The organism is Streptomyces sp. SID5643 (genome assembly GCF_009872555.1).
Classification (GTDB): Bacteria; Actinomycetota; Actinomycetes; order Streptomycetales; family Streptomycetaceae; genus Streptomyces; species Streptomyces iakyrus.
On record NZ_WWIC01000041.1, the window covers coordinates 151691 to 169561 of the forward strand.

The window sequence follows — 17871 nt, forward strand, 5'->3', positions numbered from 1 at the left end:
GACGCAAGGGGTGCGACACGACATGACAACGACCGATCTGCCCACCACGGTTCCCTACCGGGAGGTCACCGACGCGAACGGTCGCGTCTACCGCCTCGGTGAGACCGACATCGACATCATGGGGCGCAAACGCAAGTGGATGGTGATCCTGCCCTGGATCGGCATGATGGGCATCTCCTCCGCCGAGTACGCGTTCGCGTCCGCCGAGGACACCCTGCACACGGCGCACAGCTGGAACAGCATGCACATCTTCTGGATGATGACCGTCTGGGTTTTCTTCCAGGCCGCGGTGGCCTTCCCCGCGGGCAAGCTGCGGGAAAGCGGGAAACTGCCGGCCCGCTGGGCCATGATGCTCGGCGCCACCGGCACGCTGCTGGGCTACCTGTCCCTCGCCTTCGCGCCGCACGTGGTGTTCGCCTACATCGGGTTCAGCATGTTCAGCGGCATGGGCGCGGGCATGGTGTACGCCACCTGCGTCAACATGGTCGGCAAGTGGTACCCGGAGCGCAAGGGCGGCAAGACCGGTTTCGTCAACGGTGGTTTCGCCTACGGCTCGGTGCCCTTCGTCTTCCTCTTCAACGGCTACATGGACCTGACCAACTTCCGCTGGGTGCTGGTCTCGGTGGGTGTGTTCCTGGCCGCGATGGTCGCGTGCTCCGGCTACTTCTTCAAGGACCCGCCGAAGAACTGGTGGCCCTCCACGATCGACCCGCTGAACCCGCCGGACGACCCGCGCGCGGCCCGCTCACTGCGGATGAACCCGCCGGCGGTGCGCCAGTACTCCCCCAGGGAGGCGTGGAAGACCGGCCGGGTCGCCCTGATGTGGTTCTGTCTGGCGTGCACGTCCGGCGTGAACATCTTCGGCATCGCCTTCCAGGTGGAGATCGGCGAGGAGGCCGGGTTCGCGGGCGGGATCGTCGCCACGGCCATGTCCCTGAAGGCCATCGTCAACGGCACCGGCCGCGGTGTCATCGGCTGGCTCTCCGACCTGCACGGCCGCAAGCGGTGCCTGCTCGTCGTCTGCGTGATCCTGGGCCTGTCCCAGTACGGCATCCTGTGGTCGGCGAACGCCGAGAACCTTCCGCTGTTCCTGGTCTTCTCCTCGATCTCCGGCTTCGGCGGCGGCGCCATCTTCCCGATGTTCGCCGCGCTCACCGCGGACTACTTCGGTGAGAACAACAACGCTTCCAACTACGGCATGGTCTACAGCGCCAAGCTCGTCTCCGGCCTGGGCGCCGGCATGGGTGCCGTGGTCGTCGGCGCCTGGGGGCACTCCGGCGCCTTCATCCTGGCCGGCTCCATCTCCCTGTTCGCCGGCTGCGTGGCACTGTTCCTGACCCCGCCGGGACGCGACAAGGAAACGCGCCGCATCTCCCCCAACCCGCAACCGCTCGGCGAGGACACCACCTGACATGACGCCGGATCCGTCCGCGGCACCCGGACCCTCGGCACCGTCCGCCGCCGTACACCGTCCCCCTCTCCGAACGACCGACTGCCATCCCCGCGTCCGCCACCCCGGCGGGACAGGTGGGGCCGTCAGCACTTCTCCCTCAGGGAGTGCAGGTGCGCGCTGGAGCGGCGCGCGAAGGTGAAGGACTCGGCCGGGTTGTCGTGCTCGGCCTGCCAGTGGTGGGCCATGCGGTGCCCGCGCAGGCGGGTCACGGCGGAGATGAACCGCTGGTAGTCGATGTCGCCGTCGCCGACGTCGGTCATGCGGTAGCCGTACGGGTTCGACGGGTCGCTCTCTCCGTCCTTCACGTGGAAGAGCGGGTAGCGGTCGGGCTGCCGCAGGACGTAGTTCAGCGGTTCGAAGGGCGCGGGCGTGCCGTCGGGCCGCTTGGAGAAGCGGAACTGGCCGACGTACGCCCAGTAGATGTCCATCTCCAGGTACACGAGGTCGGGGTCGGTCTCCTTGAGCAGGACGTCGTAGAGGCGGACCTTGGGGTTGTCGGTGGCGAAGGAGAACTCCTCGGAGTGGTTGTGCTGGTAGAACTTCATGCCCCGGGCCTTCGCCGCCGCGCCGTACGTGTTGAAGTCCTCGGCGGCGCGCTTCCAGGCGTCGACGGTCGAGCCGTAGCGGAACGGGCCGGCGGCCGTGCCGATGTGCCGCAGGCCGAGGGCCTGGGCGTCGTCGAGGACCTTGGTGAGGTTCTGGGCGAACGTGTAGGCGCCCGGGTCGGAGGAGTAGTAGCCGACGTGGCTGCCGATCGGGTTCAGACCGTGGCTGCGGGCCAGGCGCTTGAGCTGGGCGAGGGTGATGGGGCCCGCCGAACCCTGGGTGTAGCCGGCGAACTCGACCTCGTCGTAGCCGTACCGCTCCAGTTCGGCGAAGACGGGGCCGAAGCCGAGGGTGGAGACCTTGTCGCGCAGGCTGTACAGCTGGATGCCGAGGCGGCCGGGCGGCAGGACGGGGCGGCCCCTGCCCTTGGCGCCGGACGCGGTGCCGGTGGACGCGGTGGCGGTGGCGGCGGTCGCCGGGGCCGCGGCGCCGAGCAGGGCGGCGGCGGTGGCGCCGGCGGCCACGCCGAGCATGCCTCGTCTGCTGAGGCGGTGGCCGAGTTCGGGGTCGGGCTGGGAGAAGCGGCTCATGCGTGGAACTCCTCGTGATCGCGGGGCGTTGTCAGTGGTGAGTGCTTCACTTGTGACCGTTCGGGACTGAGAGCTGTGTCCTCAGGCGAGACCGGCGAGTCGGAGCAGCAGTGACTTCACATCGGTGGCCGCGACGCGGTCGCCGACAGCACGGGGGGTGGAGCAGATGAGGAGCGGACCGTCGTCGTCGCTCGCCGGAAGGCGGCCGTGGCTGCCGCGAATAGGTGAGGGGTCCAGGGGCACGACCGCCATGCGGTAGCGCATGCCGAGTTTCTTGCGCGCCAGTGCGGTGGCCGCCTTGACCTTGACGTACGGGTCGAGGGGATCCATGAAGAGTTCGACCGGGTCGTAGCCGGGTTTGCGGTGGATCTCGACGAGTTGCGCGAAGTCGGGCGCGCGGTCGTCGTCGAGCCAGTAGTAGTACGTGAACCAGGCGTCGGGTTCCGCCACGGCGACGAGTTCGCCCGCGCGCGGATGGTCGAGGTGGTGGCTCTTCTTGCCCTCGTCGTCGAGGAGTTCAGCGATGCCGGGCAGGCCGTCGAGTGCGGCCCTGGTGGCGTCGAGGTCCTCGGGGCGGCGCACGTAGACATGGGCGATCTGGTGGTCGGCGACCGCGAAGGCGCGGGACGCCATCGGGTCGAGGTACTCCATCCCGTCCTGTGTGTGCACCTCCAGCAGGCCGGCGCGGCGCAGGGCGCGATTGATGTCGACGTGCCGGTTCACACGGGTGATGCCGTACTCGGACAGTGCCACGACCGTGCGGCCTTCGGCGCGGGCGTCGTCCAGCAGCGGGGCCAGGGCGGCGTCCAGGTCGGTGGCCGCCTTCAGGGAGCGCGGGTCGTCGGGGCCGAAGCGCTGGAGGTCGTAGTCGAGATGAGGGAGGTAACAGAGCGTCAGGTCGGGGTGCCGGGTGCGGATGATGTGGCGGGTCGCGTCGATGATCCACCGGCTGGAGACGAGGTCGGCTCCAGGGCCCCAGAAGTGGAACAGGGGGAACGTGCCGAACTTCGCGGTGAGTTCGTCGTGCAGTGCGGCCGGCCGGGTGTAGCAGTCGGGTTCCTTGCGTCCGTCGGCGTAGTAGACCGGACGGGGAGTGACGGTGATGTCGGTGTCCGCGCCCATGGCGTACCACCAGCAGATGTTCGCGACGGTGTAGCCGGGGTGGGCGCGGCGGGCGGCGTCCCAGAGCTTGTCGCCGGCCACGAGTCCGTTGTGCTGGCGCCACAGCAGGACGTCGCCGAGTTCACGGAAGTACCAGCCGTTGCCGACGATGCCGTGCTCCGAGGGCATGGTGCCGGTGAGGAACGTGGACTGGGCGGCGCAGGTGACGGCGGGCAGGACGGTGCCGAGCGGGGCGCGCGAACCTGACTGGCCGAGCGCCTTGAGGTGGGGCATGTGGTCGAGGAGACGGGGGGTGAGGCCGACGACGTCCAGGACGAGGAGCGGGGTGGGGCGGTCCGTGGCGGCCGGGCCCGGGTGGTCATGGGGACCGGTGCTCATGGCAGCTCCTTCAGGCCGAGGTCGGTCAGCAGGTCGCGGGCGAGGGTGAGTTCGGCGGCGATGCCCTCGGCGAGCTGGGTGCGGTTCCTGGGGCGCGACTCGGGTGGGAGGGCCTGCCAGGTGTAGGTCTCGACCTCCAGGTGGCGGGTGAGCGGGGCCGGGCCGCCGACGAGCCGGGTCAGCGCGGACTTCAGGACCGGGAGGGTGGAGGTGAGGGGCGTGGCGGGGGCCGCGTGCAGGGGGACGTGGAAGTGGGCGCGCCAGGGTGAGGCGTCCGGCAGGGCGTGACCGGCGAGGGCTTCGTCGAGGTCGTCCGTGGCGCGCAGCCCGGCCGCTGTGGCGGTGCGGGTCTGGTGCAGGAAGCGGGGTTCGGCGAAGGCGGCCAGAGCCTCTCGGACTTCGGGGAGATGGGGGTGTTCGGCGTGCAGGGCGGCGGAGAGCTGCGATTTGACGACGGGGACGCGCGCCTCGGTGAGGGCGTCGAAGACGGCGTGCGGATCTTCGAAGGAGGTGGCGAGATGGCAGGTGTCGACGCAGATGCCGATGCGGTCGTGGCCGATCGCGGTGAGCGGGGCGATGGCGTCGCGGGTGGTCTCGACGACGCAACCGGGTTCCGGTTCCAGGCCGACGCGGATGGAGCGGCCGGTCAGCTCCTCCATGGCGTCGAGGCGTTCGGCGAGGGTGCACAGCGCGGTGCGGGCGGTGTCCGCGCGCTCGTCGTCGTACGCGGTGCGCCAGGCGAGGGGCAGGGTGGAGATGGTCCCGTCGGTGACGTCGTCGGGGAGGAGCGCGGCGAGGACGCGGGCCAGGGCGGTGGTGTGGTCGAGGCGTTCCGGGTCGGCCCAGTCCGGCTTGTAGACGCGGTACTTGACCTCCTCGGCACCGAAGCCCTCATAGGGGAAGCCGTTGAGGGTGACGACCTCCAGTCCGCGCCGGTCCAGCTCGGTGCGCAGCCCGCGCAGCGCGGAGGGGTCGGTGACGAGGGCGTGCGCGGCGTCCTTCGCCAGCCACAGCCCGATGCCGAGCCGGTCGCGTCCCAGGCGGCGACGGACGGGTTCGCAGTGGTCACGAAGCTGGGCGAGGACGCCGTCGAGGGTCTCCGCGGGATGGACGTTGGTGCAGTAGGCGAGGTGGACAGTGGAGCCGTCGGGGTGGCGGAAGCGCATGGTTCACGCCTCCGCGGAGGTCACGCGGGCCGGCGTGCCGGAGCCGGTGACCGGCTCGTGCGGCTCCCGCGGGACCCCGCGCAGGATGGAGTTGCCCTCGTGGGTGGCCTCCGTGCCGGTGACGTCGAGGTCGAGGCGGCCGCTGAGCCCGTAGAAGGCGACGGGGTTGCGCCACAGCACCTGGTCGACGTCGTCCTCGTCGAAGCCCTCGGCCAGCATCAGGTCGCCGACCTTGCGGGTCTTGAGGGGGTCGCTCCTGCCCCAGTCAGCGGCGGAGTTCACCAGGACCTGTTCGGTCCCGTGGGAGCGCAGGATCGCGATCATGCGCTCCTCGTCCATCTTGGTGTCGGGATAGACGGAGAAGCCCAGCCAGCAGCCGCTGTCCCTGGCCTCCTTGACGGTGGTCTCGTTGAGGTGGTCGACCAGGACGCGGTCCGCGGGCAGGGCGGACTCCCGCACGACGTCGAGCGTGCGGCGCAGCCCGGCGAGCTTGTCGCGGTGGGGGGTGTGGACGAGGGCGGGCAGTTGGTGGTCGGCGGCGAGTTGCAGTTGCGCGGCGAGGGCGGTGTCCTCCGCGGGGGTCATCGAGTCGTAGCCGATCTCCCCGACGGCCACCACGTTGTCCTTCACGAGATAACGGGGCAGCTCGTCGAGGACGGGCGTGCAGCGCGGGTCGTTCGCCTCCTTGGGATTGAGGGCGATCGTGCAGTGGTGGGCGATGCCGTACTGCGCTGCGCGGAAGGGCTCCCAGCCGAGAAGGGAGTCGAAGTAGTCACGGAAGGAAGCGGGAGAGGTCCGGGGCTGGCCCAGCCAGAAGGAGGGTTCGACGACGGCACGCACACCGGCGGCGTACATGGCCTCGTAGTCGTCGGTGGTCCGGGACGTCATGTGGATGTGGGGGTCGAAGATGCGCATCAGGACTCCTTGCCGTGGGGGTGGTCCGTGCCGGGGGCAGCCGGGGTGACGGACTCGGTCAGGTCCAGAACGCGGCACAGGTCCTCGGGGACGGAGCGGCCGGCGGCGGTGCGTTCGGCGGCGTAGTCGGCCAGCATGCGGGCGAGTTCGCCGTCGCCGGAGGCCCGCCGGGGCAGGTCCGCCACGTGGTCGACGGGGACGCCGGTGAACAGGCACTTCAGTACGGCATGACGCCAGGCGTGGGCCGCCAGGTGGCGGGCGGTGTAAGGGCCGACGGCGGCGCTGAGAAGCCGGGTGTCGTTGGTGCGCAGGGCGTCCTCGATCAGCGGGAGGGCGCCCGGGCCGGACACGAGGTGGGGCAGGGCGTGCAGCACGGCTCGGCGCTCGTCGGCGGTGCCCTGGAAGTACACCCGGGTCAGAGCGTCGGTGTCGGCGCGGGCCGCGTCGAGGATCAGGACCCGTGCGGCGTCGGCGTGTGCGGGGCCGCAGCGCCGGCCGGCTTCGGCCAGCCGCAGTTCCCATACGGAGATGGGCCCGTGGAGGCCGGGGTGGGCGGCCGCCTCGTCGAGGGCGTGGTCGAGCCAGGCGCGGGCCGGTGGGTCCAGGTGGGCGGTGAGGTGATGGCGGAGGTCTGTGAGGGAGGGGTGGGTGGCGGTGGCGGTGGCGGTGGCGGTGGCGTCAGGAGTGTTTTCGCCGGTGTGGGTTCTGGCGCTCGGCGCGTCCTGGGCTCTCTCGGTTCTCGCCGTGGGAGTGGTGCGGGGGTGGCTCATCTGCTGCTCCCTTCAGGGTCGGTGGAGGGAGCGCCGTGGGGAGGCGCGGGCTGCTGAAAGGCCTCGGCGGGGCCGGGCGGCGCGGTGGCCGCGGTCCGCTCGGCCTGACGGAGGAACGGCAGGGAGTGCGCGGCGAAGTGAGGGCCGGCGTGCGAGTGCCGAGGCAGTTCGACGACGGTCAGGCCCTGGTAGCCGGTGGTGGCGAGGGCCGCGAGGACCGGCGGGAAGTCGATCTCCCCCTCGCCGAACGGGAGGTGTTCGTGGACGCCTCGGCGCATGTCCTCGATCTGGACGTGCCGCAGCCAGGGGGCGGCGGCCCGCACGCAGTCGGCGGGAGAGAGGCGTTCGAGGCACTGACAGTGGCCGATGTCCAGAGTGAGGCCGAGGAGTTCGGGGTCGCCGAGTGCACGGCGGAGGTGGTGGAAGTCGGCCAGGGTGGCGAGCAGGTGCCCCGGCTCGGGTTCGACGGCGAGCGGGATGCCCGCGGAGGCGGCGGCGTCCAGGACGGGAGCGAGGGACTCGGCGAGGCGCTGCCACGCGGTGTCGGTGTCGGTTCCCTCCGGCACGGTCCCGCTGAAGCAGTGCACCGCGTGCGCGCCGAGGTCGGCGGCGACCCGGACGGCCCGGACGAGCAGGTCGGTGCGCCGGGCCCGGCCGTCGGGGTCCGGGTCCAGCAGGGACGGGCCGTGCTTGCGGCGGGGGTCGAGCACGTAGCGGGCACCTGTCTCGACGGCGACACCCAGCCCGAGCGCGTCCAGCCGCTGCGCGACGCGGCGGGTGCGGGCGGCGAGGCCGGGGGCGAGCGGGTCGAGGTGCATGTGGTCGAGGGTCAGTCCGACGCCGTCGTAGCCGAGGTCGGCGAGGAGCGAGAGGGCGTCGTCGAGCCGGAGATCTGCGAGACCGTTGGTGCCGTAGCCGAAGCGGAGGGGAGGGAGGGTGCCCTGCGGGGCGGCGAGAGGCGCGATGGCGGCGTCCGGCTGCGGGCCGGTGGTGGCTGTTCGGGCAGTTCCCCGCACCCCTTGGGGCAGGTGGGTCGAGGCGGGTGAGGCAGCAGCCCGAGTTGTGTGTGAGGCCCTGGCCGCACTGCTCTTTGAGGTCGGGGCTTCGGAGCTCATGTGACGCTCACCTTCTTCGCGAACCTCGCTCCGAGTGGGGCCAGGGCCGCGATGAGGAGGGCGGTGGCCGTGCCCCGGGAGCGGGCAGCCAGGGTGGCCTGGAAGGGGATGGTGGCGCGGATGCCGGCGCCGACGGCGCGTTGGGTGAGAGGGGGCGAGGGATTCAGGGCGGCGTGGAAGTAGGGGCGGGCGGCCGTCGCCGCGTAGGCGGCTCCGAGAGCGGTGGTGAGCAGCGCCGCGGGCTCCTGCCCGGGGGGCCTGGTGGGCCTTCGGGGACCCGCCGGCGCATGGGCGGTCCCAGTCCCCCTGGCGGGCGCACCGTGGCCTCTCGTCGGCGGGGCGGAGCGACGCGTCACCTGCCGGGTCAGCAGGGCCGTCGTCGCGAGGGCCGCCAGGGGGGCCAGCGGTGAGCCGCCCCGGGCTTCCTGGCGGGAGACCGTGGTGACGGCCAGGGTGTGAGTGCCGAGGAGGGCCGCGGAGGGCAGGGCGGGGCGGGTATGGCCCGTCGTGGCCGCGGCTCCCAGGAGCAGGTCGAGGCCGCGGGCCGCGCCCATGGCCACGGGTCCGGCGGGCGTGTGCTTCAGGCCGAGGTCGTACGCCCAGACGGTTGCCGCCAGGGGCCCGGCGACGGCCAGGGCAGGGCGGCCCGCGCGCGCGGCCAGGGCCAGTCCGACGCCGGTGAGGGTGCAGGCCGCCGTGAGTGCCGCGGCGGGCCGGACACGGCCGGAGGGCAGGGGGCGGTGGGGGCGTTCGACGGCGTCGACGTCGCGGTCCGCCCAGTCGTTGAGGGCCATGCCGGCTTCATAGAGGCAGAGGGAGGAACCGATGGCGAGCAGGGTGCGGGGGCTGGGCGCCGAACCGGTGGCGGCCGCGCCGGCCAGGGCGTCTCCCGGGACGCTGAACAAGGCGGGCAGACGCAGGAGTTCGGCCCAGGCCCGGCTACGCCGCGAGCGACGGCCTGCGCATGCGCAGGGGGCCGTGCCATCAGCGACACCACGACCGACGCCACCGTCGGAGTCACGGGCAACGTCATGAGCGACACCACGGGCAACGCCACCGTCAGCACCACGGGCAACCCCATCAGCGACACCCCGGGCAACGCCTCCAGCGGTGCCACTGACAACGTCTCCAGAGGCAGCGCCCCCGGACGCCCCGTCGCGGCACCCGCAAGGGCTTCGGCGCAGCGTCACAGCGCTTCCCCCGTCGCCCTCTCCCCCGTGTCCCTCTCCCCCGTCTCCCTCTCCCCGGTGTCCCTCACCGACCGCGCCCCACGGGCCTCTTCGTCGGCCCGCCCGAGCCTCTGCCCGAAGCGGACCAGTTCCTCGTACTGCTGGGACAACCCGGCGGGCCCCTCCCCCACGGGGTCCTTGAAGTAGAAGCCGAGCGCGCCGAGCGGGCCGGACAGTCCTGCCTCGTGGGCGCGGGCGGTCAGGCGGGCCAGGTCCAGTACCAGGGGTGCCGCGAGGGCCGAGTCGCAGCCCTGCCAGGTGGTCTGGAGGATCATGCGGGTGCCGAGGAAGCCGTCGAAGGCGATGTGGTCCCAGGCGGTCTTCCAGTCGCCGAGGGCAGGGACGTCGTCGATGTGGACCTCGCCCTCGGGGACGGAGCCGAGGGTGTCGGCGAGGACGCGTTCCTTGCCCGCGTTCTTCGCCGCTGCGGCGGCCGGGTCGGCGAGGGCCGCGCCGTCTCCGCCGCCGAGCAGGTTCGTGCCGGACCAGGCCCGGACCCTCAGCGCCCGCTGCGCGAACATCGGGCCCAGTACGGCTCGCAGCAGCGTCTGCCCGGTCTTGCCGTCCCGGCCGGCGTACGGCAGGCCGCTGTGCTCGGCCGCCCGGGCGGCGACGGAGTGGTGCATGCCCTCGGAGGGGGTGAAGTTGACGTAGGGGCAGCCTGCGCGCAGGGCCGCCAGGGCGTAGAGGGTGCTGGCCGGAAGGGGGGCGCCGGGCCCCTGGGAGGCGGGTTCGGTGGAGGCGACGTTCACCACCACGGCCCGTTGCAGTGCGTGGCGGTGCACGAAGTCGCGTATGTCGTCGGCGAAGGCCGTGATCAGTTCGGCCTCGCTCCTGGTGTCCCCCGGTGTGGGGCCGCCGGGTCGGATCTCGCGGTCGGCGATGGCCAGGTCGGCCGAGACGGCGGTGGCGATGCCCGGCGGGAGGACACCGCCGGCGGTCAGGGTCTCGGCGCGTTTGGGCAGGGGGCAGTCGAGGGTGTCGTGGCCGCCGAAGACGAGGTCGGACAGGGCCGGAAGGCCGCTGTCGGTGAACGCGGGTGTCTCGGTGACCATGCCGGTGGGTGGGTGCAGGCCCGCGGTGACGGCGGCGCACCCCGTGACGACGGTGGTGGCGACGGAGCCGCGGGCTCCGATCAGCCACACCCCCACACGCGGTCGGGAGAGGGACGCGGACATGGGCAGCCTCCTGATCGTGCGCGAGCCCCGGGGGGGGGGAGGGACGGAGACGGCGGGCGGGGGTCCGGCGTCCCCCGCCCGCCGCCGTTCACTGGCCCTGGACGGGCAGTTCCTTGAGCTGGATGTTGCGGAAGGAGACATGGTCGGCGGCGCCGTGGTTCTGCAGGCCGATGTAGCCGTCGGTCAGGCTCCGCTGGGGGTCCTTGTTGGTGAAGTCGTTGATCTTGACTCCGTTGAGGAACACCTGGAGGCGTTCGCCCTGGACCTTGATCTCGTAGGAGTTCCACTGGCCGGGCGGCCGCAGAACCTGGTCACGGGCCTTGATGTCGGCCGACTTGAAGGAGTAGACGGAGCCCGTGGTGCGGTCGGCGGCGTCGGTGGCGTCGATCTGGATCTCATAGCCCTTGTTCACCGCGGACCAGGGGTCGTCGGAGGCGGGGAAGCCCACGAAGATCCCGGAGTTGTCGTCGCCCCGCATCTTCCAGTCGAGCTTGAGCGAGTACGACTTCAGCTCCTTGGCCTGGTACCAGAGCAGGCCCATGCCGCCCTCGGACTCCATGACGCCGTCCTTGACGGTGAACTTGCCGGGTCCGGCCTGCTTCCAGCCGTCCAGGGTCTGGCCGTTGAAGATCTTGCGGTAGCCCTTGCCCGGCTTGCAGTCCGCCTTCACCTGGCCGGTGGCGTACTGGAGGCCGCCGAGCAGGTGGGCGCGGAAGGCCTCATCGGCGTAGGACTCCTTGGTGTGGCCGCCGCCGGTGTAGAAGGAGCGGCCGCCGCCGTAGCTCTGGCACCAGGCGATCGGGTGGTCGCCCTTCATCGTGCCGCCCTGGTAGGTGGTCTCGTCGAGGGTGGCGAGGACCTTGGCCTTCTCCCGGGGGTTGGTGCGGTAGTTGTACCACTCGTCGGTGCGCTCCCAGGCGTCGTCGAGGTGCCCGGTGGACGGGTGGTCGTGGTCCTCGACGCGGACGGTGGCCTTCTGGATGGCCGGGTGCGAGTCGAAGTAGGCGCCGACGAGGCCGCCGTAGAACTCCCAGTCGTACTCGGTGTCGGCCGCCGCGTGGATGCCCATGTAGCCGCCCCCGCCCGCCACGTAGTCCTCGAACGCCTTCTGCTGCTCGGCGTTGAGCACGTCGCCCGTGGTGGACAGGAAGGCCACCGCGTCGTACTTGGCGAGGTTGGTGGTGGTGAACTGCCGCGCTTCCTCGGTGGCGTCGACGGTGATGCCGGCCGGGCCGCCGAGTTCCTTCAGGGCGGTGATGCCCGCCGGGATGGAGTCGTGGCGGAAGCCGGCGGTCTTCGAGAAGACCAGGACCTTCTTGCCGCCCTTGAACGGCTCCTTGGAGAATTCGAAGTCGTCCACGTCGAACAGCGCGCCCTCGCCGCCCTTGAAGACCAGGTAGATGTCCGTGGTCTTCTTCGGCAGCGACCGCAGGGGCACGTCGACGTTCTGGAAGGTCTCCCAGCCGCCGGTCGGCGGGATGTAGGCCGAGCCGTGCAGGGGTCCGTCGGGCGAGCCGGTGCGCAGCTCGATGAAGCCGCCCGCGCCGCCGGAGGAGGCCCGCACGGTCATCTTCTTCTGTCCGTCGAACCGGTAGGGGGTGAAGGAGATCCAGTCGCCGTCGTTGATGTCGCCGACGGTTTTGCCGCCGTTGGCGCCGGTCTTGGTGATGACCGACACGCCCGACTGGGTGGTGAAGTGCTCGCCCTGGCGGTGCAGCGGCTGGAGGACGGTGCGGGCGGTGCCGGTCAGCTCTTCCTGGCCGTTGGCCCCGCCGTCGGTGTAGCCGGCTCCGACGACGCCGTAGATGTTGGCGTTGGGGTCGTGGCCGCCGTCACCGGGGGGCGGTGTCAGGGTGCCCTCGCAGCCCATCTCGCTGGTCAGCTCGTGGGCGTGGGAGTCGTGGCCGAGGCTGTAGGTGACCTTGACCTTGGAGCAGTCGACGGTCTCCTCGGGGTCGGTGACGGCCACCTTGAACGGGACGGGCTTGCCGAACTCGGCCAGGGTGCCGTTGCCGGGGATGTCGATTTTGACCTTCGGCTCGGTGTTGCCGACCACGATCCGGATGCTGGCGTTGCCGGTGTTGCCCTCGGGGTCCTTGGCGGTGAAGGTCGCGCTGTAGGTGCCGACCTTCTTGTAGCGGTGGGTGGGGTTGAGACCCTCGCCCTTGGTGCCGTCGCCGAAGTCCCAGCTGTAGGTGAGGTTCGTGGAGTCGGCGTCCTTGGCGGAGGCGGTGAACTGCACCTTCAGGCCGGCCGCGCCGGACGTCTTGTCGGCGCTCACCTCGGCGAGCGGCGAGAAGCCATCCTCGGCGTTCTCGATCCGGTACAGGGCGGAGTTCTCGTCGCCCTGGAACCAGGAGACGCCGTAGTCGAGGACGTAGAGCGCGCCGTCGGGGCCGAACTCCATGTCCATGATCTGGGTGCCGGTCCACGGGAAGTCGTTGATCTTCGCGACGGAGCCGTCCGCGTTCTGCTCGATGCGCTTGATCCAGCGGCGGCCGAACTCACCGGCGAAGAAGTCGCCGTCGTAGGCTTCGGGGAACTTCACGCTGGAGTTCAGCTCGGGGTCGTAGCGGTAGACCGGGCCCGCCATCGGGGACTCGGAGCCGTTGCCGAACTCGGGCAGGGATCCGCCGTCGTACGGAATCCAGGCGGCCTGCGCGGGCGGCAGGTCGGTGAGGCCCGTGTTGTACGGCGAGGTGTTCTTCGGGGCGGCGCAGTCGAACGGCTCGCCGGACTCCTTGGTGGCGAAGTCGTAGTCGACGTAGGCGTCGTTGTCGCCGGTGCAGAAGGGCCAGCCGAAGTTGGCGGGCTTGGTCACCTTGGCGAACTCGACCTGCCCTCCGGGACCGCGCTTGGGGTCGGCGGCGCCGGCGTCCGGGCCGTAGTCGCCGACGTAGACGGTGCCGGTCTTGTCGTCGACGCTCATCCGGAAGGGGTTGCGGAAGCCCATCGCGTAGATCTCGGGGCGGGTCTTCTCGGTGCCCGGGGCGAAGAGGTTGCCCTCCGGGACGGTGTAGGAGCCGTCCTCGGCGACCTTGATACGGAGGATCTTGCCGCGCAGGTCGTTGGTGTTGCCCGAGCTGCGGCGGGCGTCGAAGGCCGGGTTGCGGTTCGGCCGGTCGTCGATCGGCGTGTAGCCGTCGGAGGCGAAGGGGTTGGTGTCGTCGCCGGTCGACAGGTACAGGTTGCCGTCCGCGTCGAAGTCGATGTCGCCGCCGACGTGGCAGCAGATGCCCCGGGAGGCCGCGACGTCCAGGACCTTCTTCTCGCTGGCCGTGTTCAGGGTGCCGTTGGCGTTGAGCACGAAGCGGGAGAGGCGGTTGACGCCGTCGAACTTCTTGAAGTCCGCGGCGGTGCCGGTCTCCGGGGCGTCGCCCGCGGGGGTGTCGAGCGGCGGGGCGTAGTAGAGGTAGATCGCCCGGTTGTTCTTGAAGTCCGGGTCGATGCCGACGCCTTGGAGGCCCTCCTCGTCGTGGCTGTAGACGGGGATCTTGCCGGCGACCTTGGTGACGCCGGCCTGGTCGGTGAGGCGCAGGGTGCCGTCGCGTGAGGTGTGCAGCACGCTGCGGTCCGGAAGCACGGCGAGCGACATCGGCTCGCCCGTCTCGGGCTCGCCCTTGGCGAGCGGCACCTGCTGGAACTGGCCCTCGGCGGCTGCCGGTTCGTCGTGCTCCGGGTGGCCGGGGTGGGCGCCGGCGACGGTGGCCGGGGTGCCCACGGCGAGGAGCAGGCCGGTGAGCAGGGCGACGGTGGTGCGCAGTGCGGGCCGCCTGGGGGTGGCGGTGCTTCTGAGTCTGGTTCTGTGCACGAAGTCCCTCCGGGAACGGGGTGGGCCGTACGGGGTGGGTGCGAAGACGTGCGGTGCGGGCGCCGGGGTGCGCCGTCACCCCGGAGGTGCATGTGTCCTGAACACATCAAGGACGGTAACCGCGTCCGTCCGGGGCGAACACCCCTTGAGCCGGACTCGGTCACACTTTCTCCCAAGCCGGGACAAAGCAGGGTCCGTGCAGGTCGGAGGGGGGACCGGCGGTACTGCCGGTCCCCGTCCCCGACCTGTGCCGGGAGCGTGATTCAGCTGTTGAACGCGGCGTCGAAGGACGCGCTGGGCGGTTCGAAGTCGAAGGCCTTGAGACGGGTCAGGGCCTCGGGCGCCCCCTGGAGGCGGTCCATTCCGGCGTCCTCCCACTCGACGGAGACCGGGCCCTGGTAGTCGATGGAGCGCAGCATCCGGAAGACGTCCTCCCACGGCACGTCACCGTGCCCGGCGGAGACGAAGTCCCAGCCGCGCCGCGGGTCGCCCCAGGGCAGGTGGGAGCCGAGCCGGCCGTTGCGTCCGTCCAGGCGCTTGCGGGCCTCCTTGCAGTCGACGTGGTAGATCCGGTCGCGGAAGTCCCAGAGGAAGCCGACCGGGTCGAGGTCCTGCCACACGAAGTGGGAAGGGTCGAAGTTGAGACCGAAGGCGGGGCGCCGGCCGACGGCGTCGAGGGCGCGCTGCGTGGTCCAGTAGTCGTAGGCGATCTCGCTCGGGTGGACCTCGTGCGCGAACCGCACACCCTCGGCGTCGAAGACGTCGAGGATCGGGTTCCAGCGGTCGGCGAAGTCCTGGTAGCCCCGCTCGATCATCGCTTCGGGGGCGGGCGGGAACATGGCGACCAGATGCCAGATGGCGGAGCCGGTGAACCCGATGACGGTGTTCACGCCGAAGGCGGCCGCGGCCCGGGCGGTGTCCTTCATGCGTTCGGCGGCCCGCTGCCTGACCCCCTCCGGGTCCCCGTCGCCCCACACCACGTCGGGCACGATGGCCTGGTGACGTTCGTCGATGATGGCGTCGCAGACGGCCTGGCCGGCCAGGTGGTTCGAGATCGCCCAGCACTTCAGGCCGTACTTGTCGAGCAGGGCCCGGCGGCCGTCGAGGTACCCCGGGTCGGACAGTGCCTTGTCGACTTCGAAGTGGTCTCCCCAGCAGGCGAGTTCGAGACCGTCGTAGCCGAAGTCGCGGGCCAGGCGGCAGACCTCCTCCAGGGGCAGGTCCGCCCACTGGCCGGTGAAGAGCGTGAAAGTGCGCGGCATCGAAAGGGGCCTCCTCAGACCGCGATCGGCGTGTAGACGGAGTTCTTCTCGGCGCTCTCCTCCACCGCCGCGAGCACGCGCTGCACTTGCAGCCCGTCGGCGAAGGAGGGTTCGGGGCGGTGGCCCTCGGCGATGGCGTGGACGAGGTCGCGGGCCTGGTGGACGAAGGTGTGCTCGTAGCCGAGGCCGTGGCCCGGCGGCCACCAGGCGTCCAGGTAGGGGTGGTCGGGTTCGGTGACGAGGATGCGGCGGAAGCCGGCCTCGGCGCCGGGCTCGGCGCCGTCGTGGAAGGACAGCTCGTTGAGCCGCTCCAGATCGAAGGCGAGCGAGCCGCGCTCGCCGTTGAGTTCGATGCGCAGGGCGTTCTTGCGGCCGGTGGCGTAGCGGGTGGCCTCGAAGGAGGCGAGGGCACCGGAGGGGAAGCGGGCCGTGAACAGGGCGGCGTCGTCGACGGTCACCTGGCCGGTGCCGGCGGACGTGACGGCGGACAGTCCGCTCGTCGCTCCGATGGGCAGGGGCCGCTCCCTTACGAAGGTCTCCGTCAGCGCGGAGACGCCCGCCAGCGGCTCCCCCACCAGGTACTGCGCGAGGTCGACGATGTGCGCCCCGAGGTCGCCGAGCGAGCCCGAGCCGGCCTGCTCCCTGCGCAGCCGCCAGGTCAGCGGGAACTGCGGGTCGACCAGCCAGTCCTGGAGGTACGTCACCCGCACGTGCCGCAGCCGGCCCAGGCGGCCTTCCGCGACCATGCGGCGGGCCAGGGCGGTGGCGGGCACCCGGCGGTAGTTGAAGCCGACCATCGCCACCTGGCCGCGTGCGTGGGCCTCCTCGGCCGCCAGCACCATCGAGGTGGCTTCCTCGACGGTGTTGGCCAGGGGCTTCTCGCACAGCACGTGCTTGCCCGCGGCCAGGGCGGCCAGGGCGATCTCGGCGTGGCTGTCGCCGGGGGTGCAGATGTCGACGAGGTCGACGTCGTCCCGTTCGACGAGGGCCCGCCAGTCGGTCTCCGTGGAGGCCCAGCCGTGCCGGTCGGCCGCCGCGCGGACGGCGGTGGCGTCCCGGCCGCAGATCACGGCCTGCACGGGGTTCAGCGGCAGGTCGAAGACGCGGCCCGCGGTGCGCCAGCCCTGGGAGTGGGCGGCGCCCATGAAGGCGTAGCCCACCATCCCCACGCGCAGGGGTGGCTTGCCTGCCTCGGTCCCCTCTGGCTGCTCCTGCGGCTGTCCCATACGGGTGTCCTCCTCGTCCTGGTCGGGGTGGCGCACGTGGGGGGTGCGGGGCGGCTCACTTGAAGCCGGTGGACATGTACTGGTCGACGTTGGTCTTGTCGACGACGGCCGAGTAGAGCGTGAGCGACGACGGGATCTCGAACTCGGCGAGGCCTCCGATGCCCTTGCTCTGGCCGAGGGCACGGGCGAGGTCGATCGCGGAGGCGGCCATGGTCGGCGGGTAGAGCACGGTCGCCTTGAGCACGCCGTCGTCCTGCTTGATGGCCTGGAAGGCGGAGAGCGCGCCGGCGCCGCCGATCATCAGGAAGTCGTCGCGCCCGGCCTGCTCGATGGCGCGCAGCGCGCCCACGCCCTGGTCGTCGTCGTGGTTCCACAGCGCGTCGAACTTCGACTGGGCCTGGAGCAGCTGGGCCATCTTGGCCTGCCCGGACTCGACGGTGAACTCGGCGGCCTGCCGGGCGACCTTCTTGATGTTGGGGTAGTTCTTCAGGGCGTCGTCGAAGCCCTGGGTGCGCTGCTTGGTGAGCTCCAGGTTGTCCAGGCCGGCCAGTTCGATGACGCGGGCGCCGGACTTGCCCTTGAGCTTCTCGCCGATGTAGTGCCCGGCGTTGAGACCCATGCCGTAGTTGTCGCCGCCGATCCAGCAGCGGTACGCCTGCGGGGTGTTGAAGATCCGGTCGAGGTTGACGACCGGGATGCCGGCACGCATGGCCTTCAGGCCGACCTGGGTGAGGGCCTTGCCGTCGGCGGGCAGCACGACCAGGACGTCGACCTTCTTGTTGATGAGGGTCTCGATCTGGCCGATCTGCTGGGCGGTGTCGTTGGAGCCCTCGGTGATCTCCAGGGTGACGTCGGAGTACTTCTCGGCGCGGCTCTTGGCGTTGTCGTTGATGGCGTTGAGCCAGCCGTGGTCCGCCTGGGGTCCGGCGAAGCCGATGGTGACCTGCTTGCCGGGCTTGTCGTCGGCCACCGGCTGGTCCTTGCCGGCCGGTTCGTCCCCGGAGTCGGACGGTTCGTTGCTCGTGCACCCCGTGATGAGGGCACCGGCGGAGACGGCGGCGGCCCCGAAGAGCAGCCCTCTGCGGCTCGTGATCTCTGGCATGGCGGGGA

Annotated in this window: 13 protein-coding genes; 1 reads left to right on the forward strand and 12 read right to left on the reverse strand. The window is 71.2% G+C overall.

The window, feature by feature from the left end; translation table 11 throughout:
- Positions 1–22: 22 nt before the first annotated feature.
- Entirely contained in the window at positions 23–1411 is a 1389-nt protein-coding gene (locus GTY56_RS04750; RefSeq protein WP_161362771.1) for an OFA family MFS transporter, read from the forward strand.
- A 125-nt stretch (positions 1412–1536) separates the two neighbouring features.
- On the opposite strand, the gene GTY56_RS04755 is transcribed toward GTY56_RS04750, so the two are convergent.
- The 12 genes from GTY56_RS04755 to GTY56_RS04810 form a co-directional block, all read right to left on the reverse strand.
- The gene (locus GTY56_RS04755; RefSeq protein WP_161362773.1) at positions 1537–2589 is read right to left on the reverse strand and encodes a sugar phosphate isomerase/epimerase family protein; all 1053 of its coding nucleotides are present in this window, start codon (positions 2587–2589) and stop codon (positions 1537–1539) included.
- 81 nt (positions 2590–2670) lie between these two features.
- Entirely contained in the window at positions 2671–4089 is a 1419-nt protein-coding gene (locus GTY56_RS04760; RefSeq protein ID WP_161362775.1) for an alkaline phosphatase family protein, read from the reverse strand.
- Positions 4086–5255: a metabolite traffic protein EboE gene (gene eboE / locus GTY56_RS04765; protein ID WP_161362777.1), complete on the reverse strand. Its 1170-nt coding sequence runs from the start codon at positions 5253–5255 to the stop codon at positions 4086–4088. The genes GTY56_RS04760 and eboE overlap by 4 nt, the downstream gene beginning before the upstream one ends.
- Before the next feature lie 3 nt (positions 5256–5258).
- A complete protein-coding gene (locus GTY56_RS04770; RefSeq protein WP_161362779.1) occupies positions 5259–6170 on the reverse strand; it encodes a TatD family hydrolase in 912 nt (303 codons plus the stop codon).
- Entirely contained in the window at positions 6170–6940 is a 771-nt protein-coding gene (locus tag GTY56_RS04775) for an EboA domain-containing protein (protein ID WP_161362781.1), read from the reverse strand. The genes GTY56_RS04770 and GTY56_RS04775 overlap by 1 nt, the downstream gene beginning before the upstream one ends.
- Positions 6937–7956: a sugar phosphate isomerase/epimerase family protein gene (locus GTY56_RS04780; protein WP_524540077.1), complete on the reverse strand. Its 1020-nt coding sequence runs from the start codon at positions 7954–7956 to the stop codon at positions 6937–6939. The genes GTY56_RS04775 and GTY56_RS04780 overlap by 4 nt, the downstream gene beginning before the upstream one ends.
- 95 nt (positions 7957–8051) lie before the next feature.
- A complete protein-coding gene (locus GTY56_RS04785) occupies positions 8052–8975 on the reverse strand; it encodes an SCO3242 family prenyltransferase (protein WP_161362842.1) in 924 nt (307 codons plus the stop codon).
- Between the two features lie 266 nt (positions 8976–9241).
- The gene (locus GTY56_RS04790) at positions 9242–10462 is read right to left on the reverse strand and encodes an inositol-3-phosphate synthase (RefSeq protein ID WP_237524379.1); all 1221 of its coding nucleotides are present in this window, start codon (positions 10460–10462) and stop codon (positions 9242–9244) included.
- Between the two features lie 88 nt (positions 10463–10550).
- Positions 10551–14273, reverse strand: coding sequence for a ThuA domain-containing protein (locus GTY56_RS04795; protein WP_161362782.1), 3723 nt, complete (start codon positions 14271–14273; stop codon positions 10551–10553).
- 263 nt (positions 14274–14536) lie between these two features.
- Positions 14537–15535: a sugar phosphate isomerase/epimerase family protein gene (locus GTY56_RS04800; protein ID WP_161362784.1), complete on the reverse strand. Its 999-nt coding sequence runs from the start codon at positions 15533–15535 to the stop codon at positions 14537–14539.
- A 14-nt stretch (positions 15536–15549) separates the two neighbouring features.
- Positions 15550–16761, reverse strand: a complete 1212-nt coding sequence (locus GTY56_RS04805) for a Gfo/Idh/MocA family protein (RefSeq protein ID WP_161362786.1) — start codon at positions 16759–16761, stop codon at positions 15550–15552.
- Positions 16762–16816: 55 nt separating this feature from the next.
- Complete coding sequence (locus tag GTY56_RS04810; protein WP_161362788.1) at positions 16817–17863, reverse strand: substrate-binding domain-containing protein; 1047 nt, start codon at positions 17861–17863, stop codon at positions 16817–16819.
- Between the last annotated feature and the right edge of the window lie 8 nt (positions 17864–17871).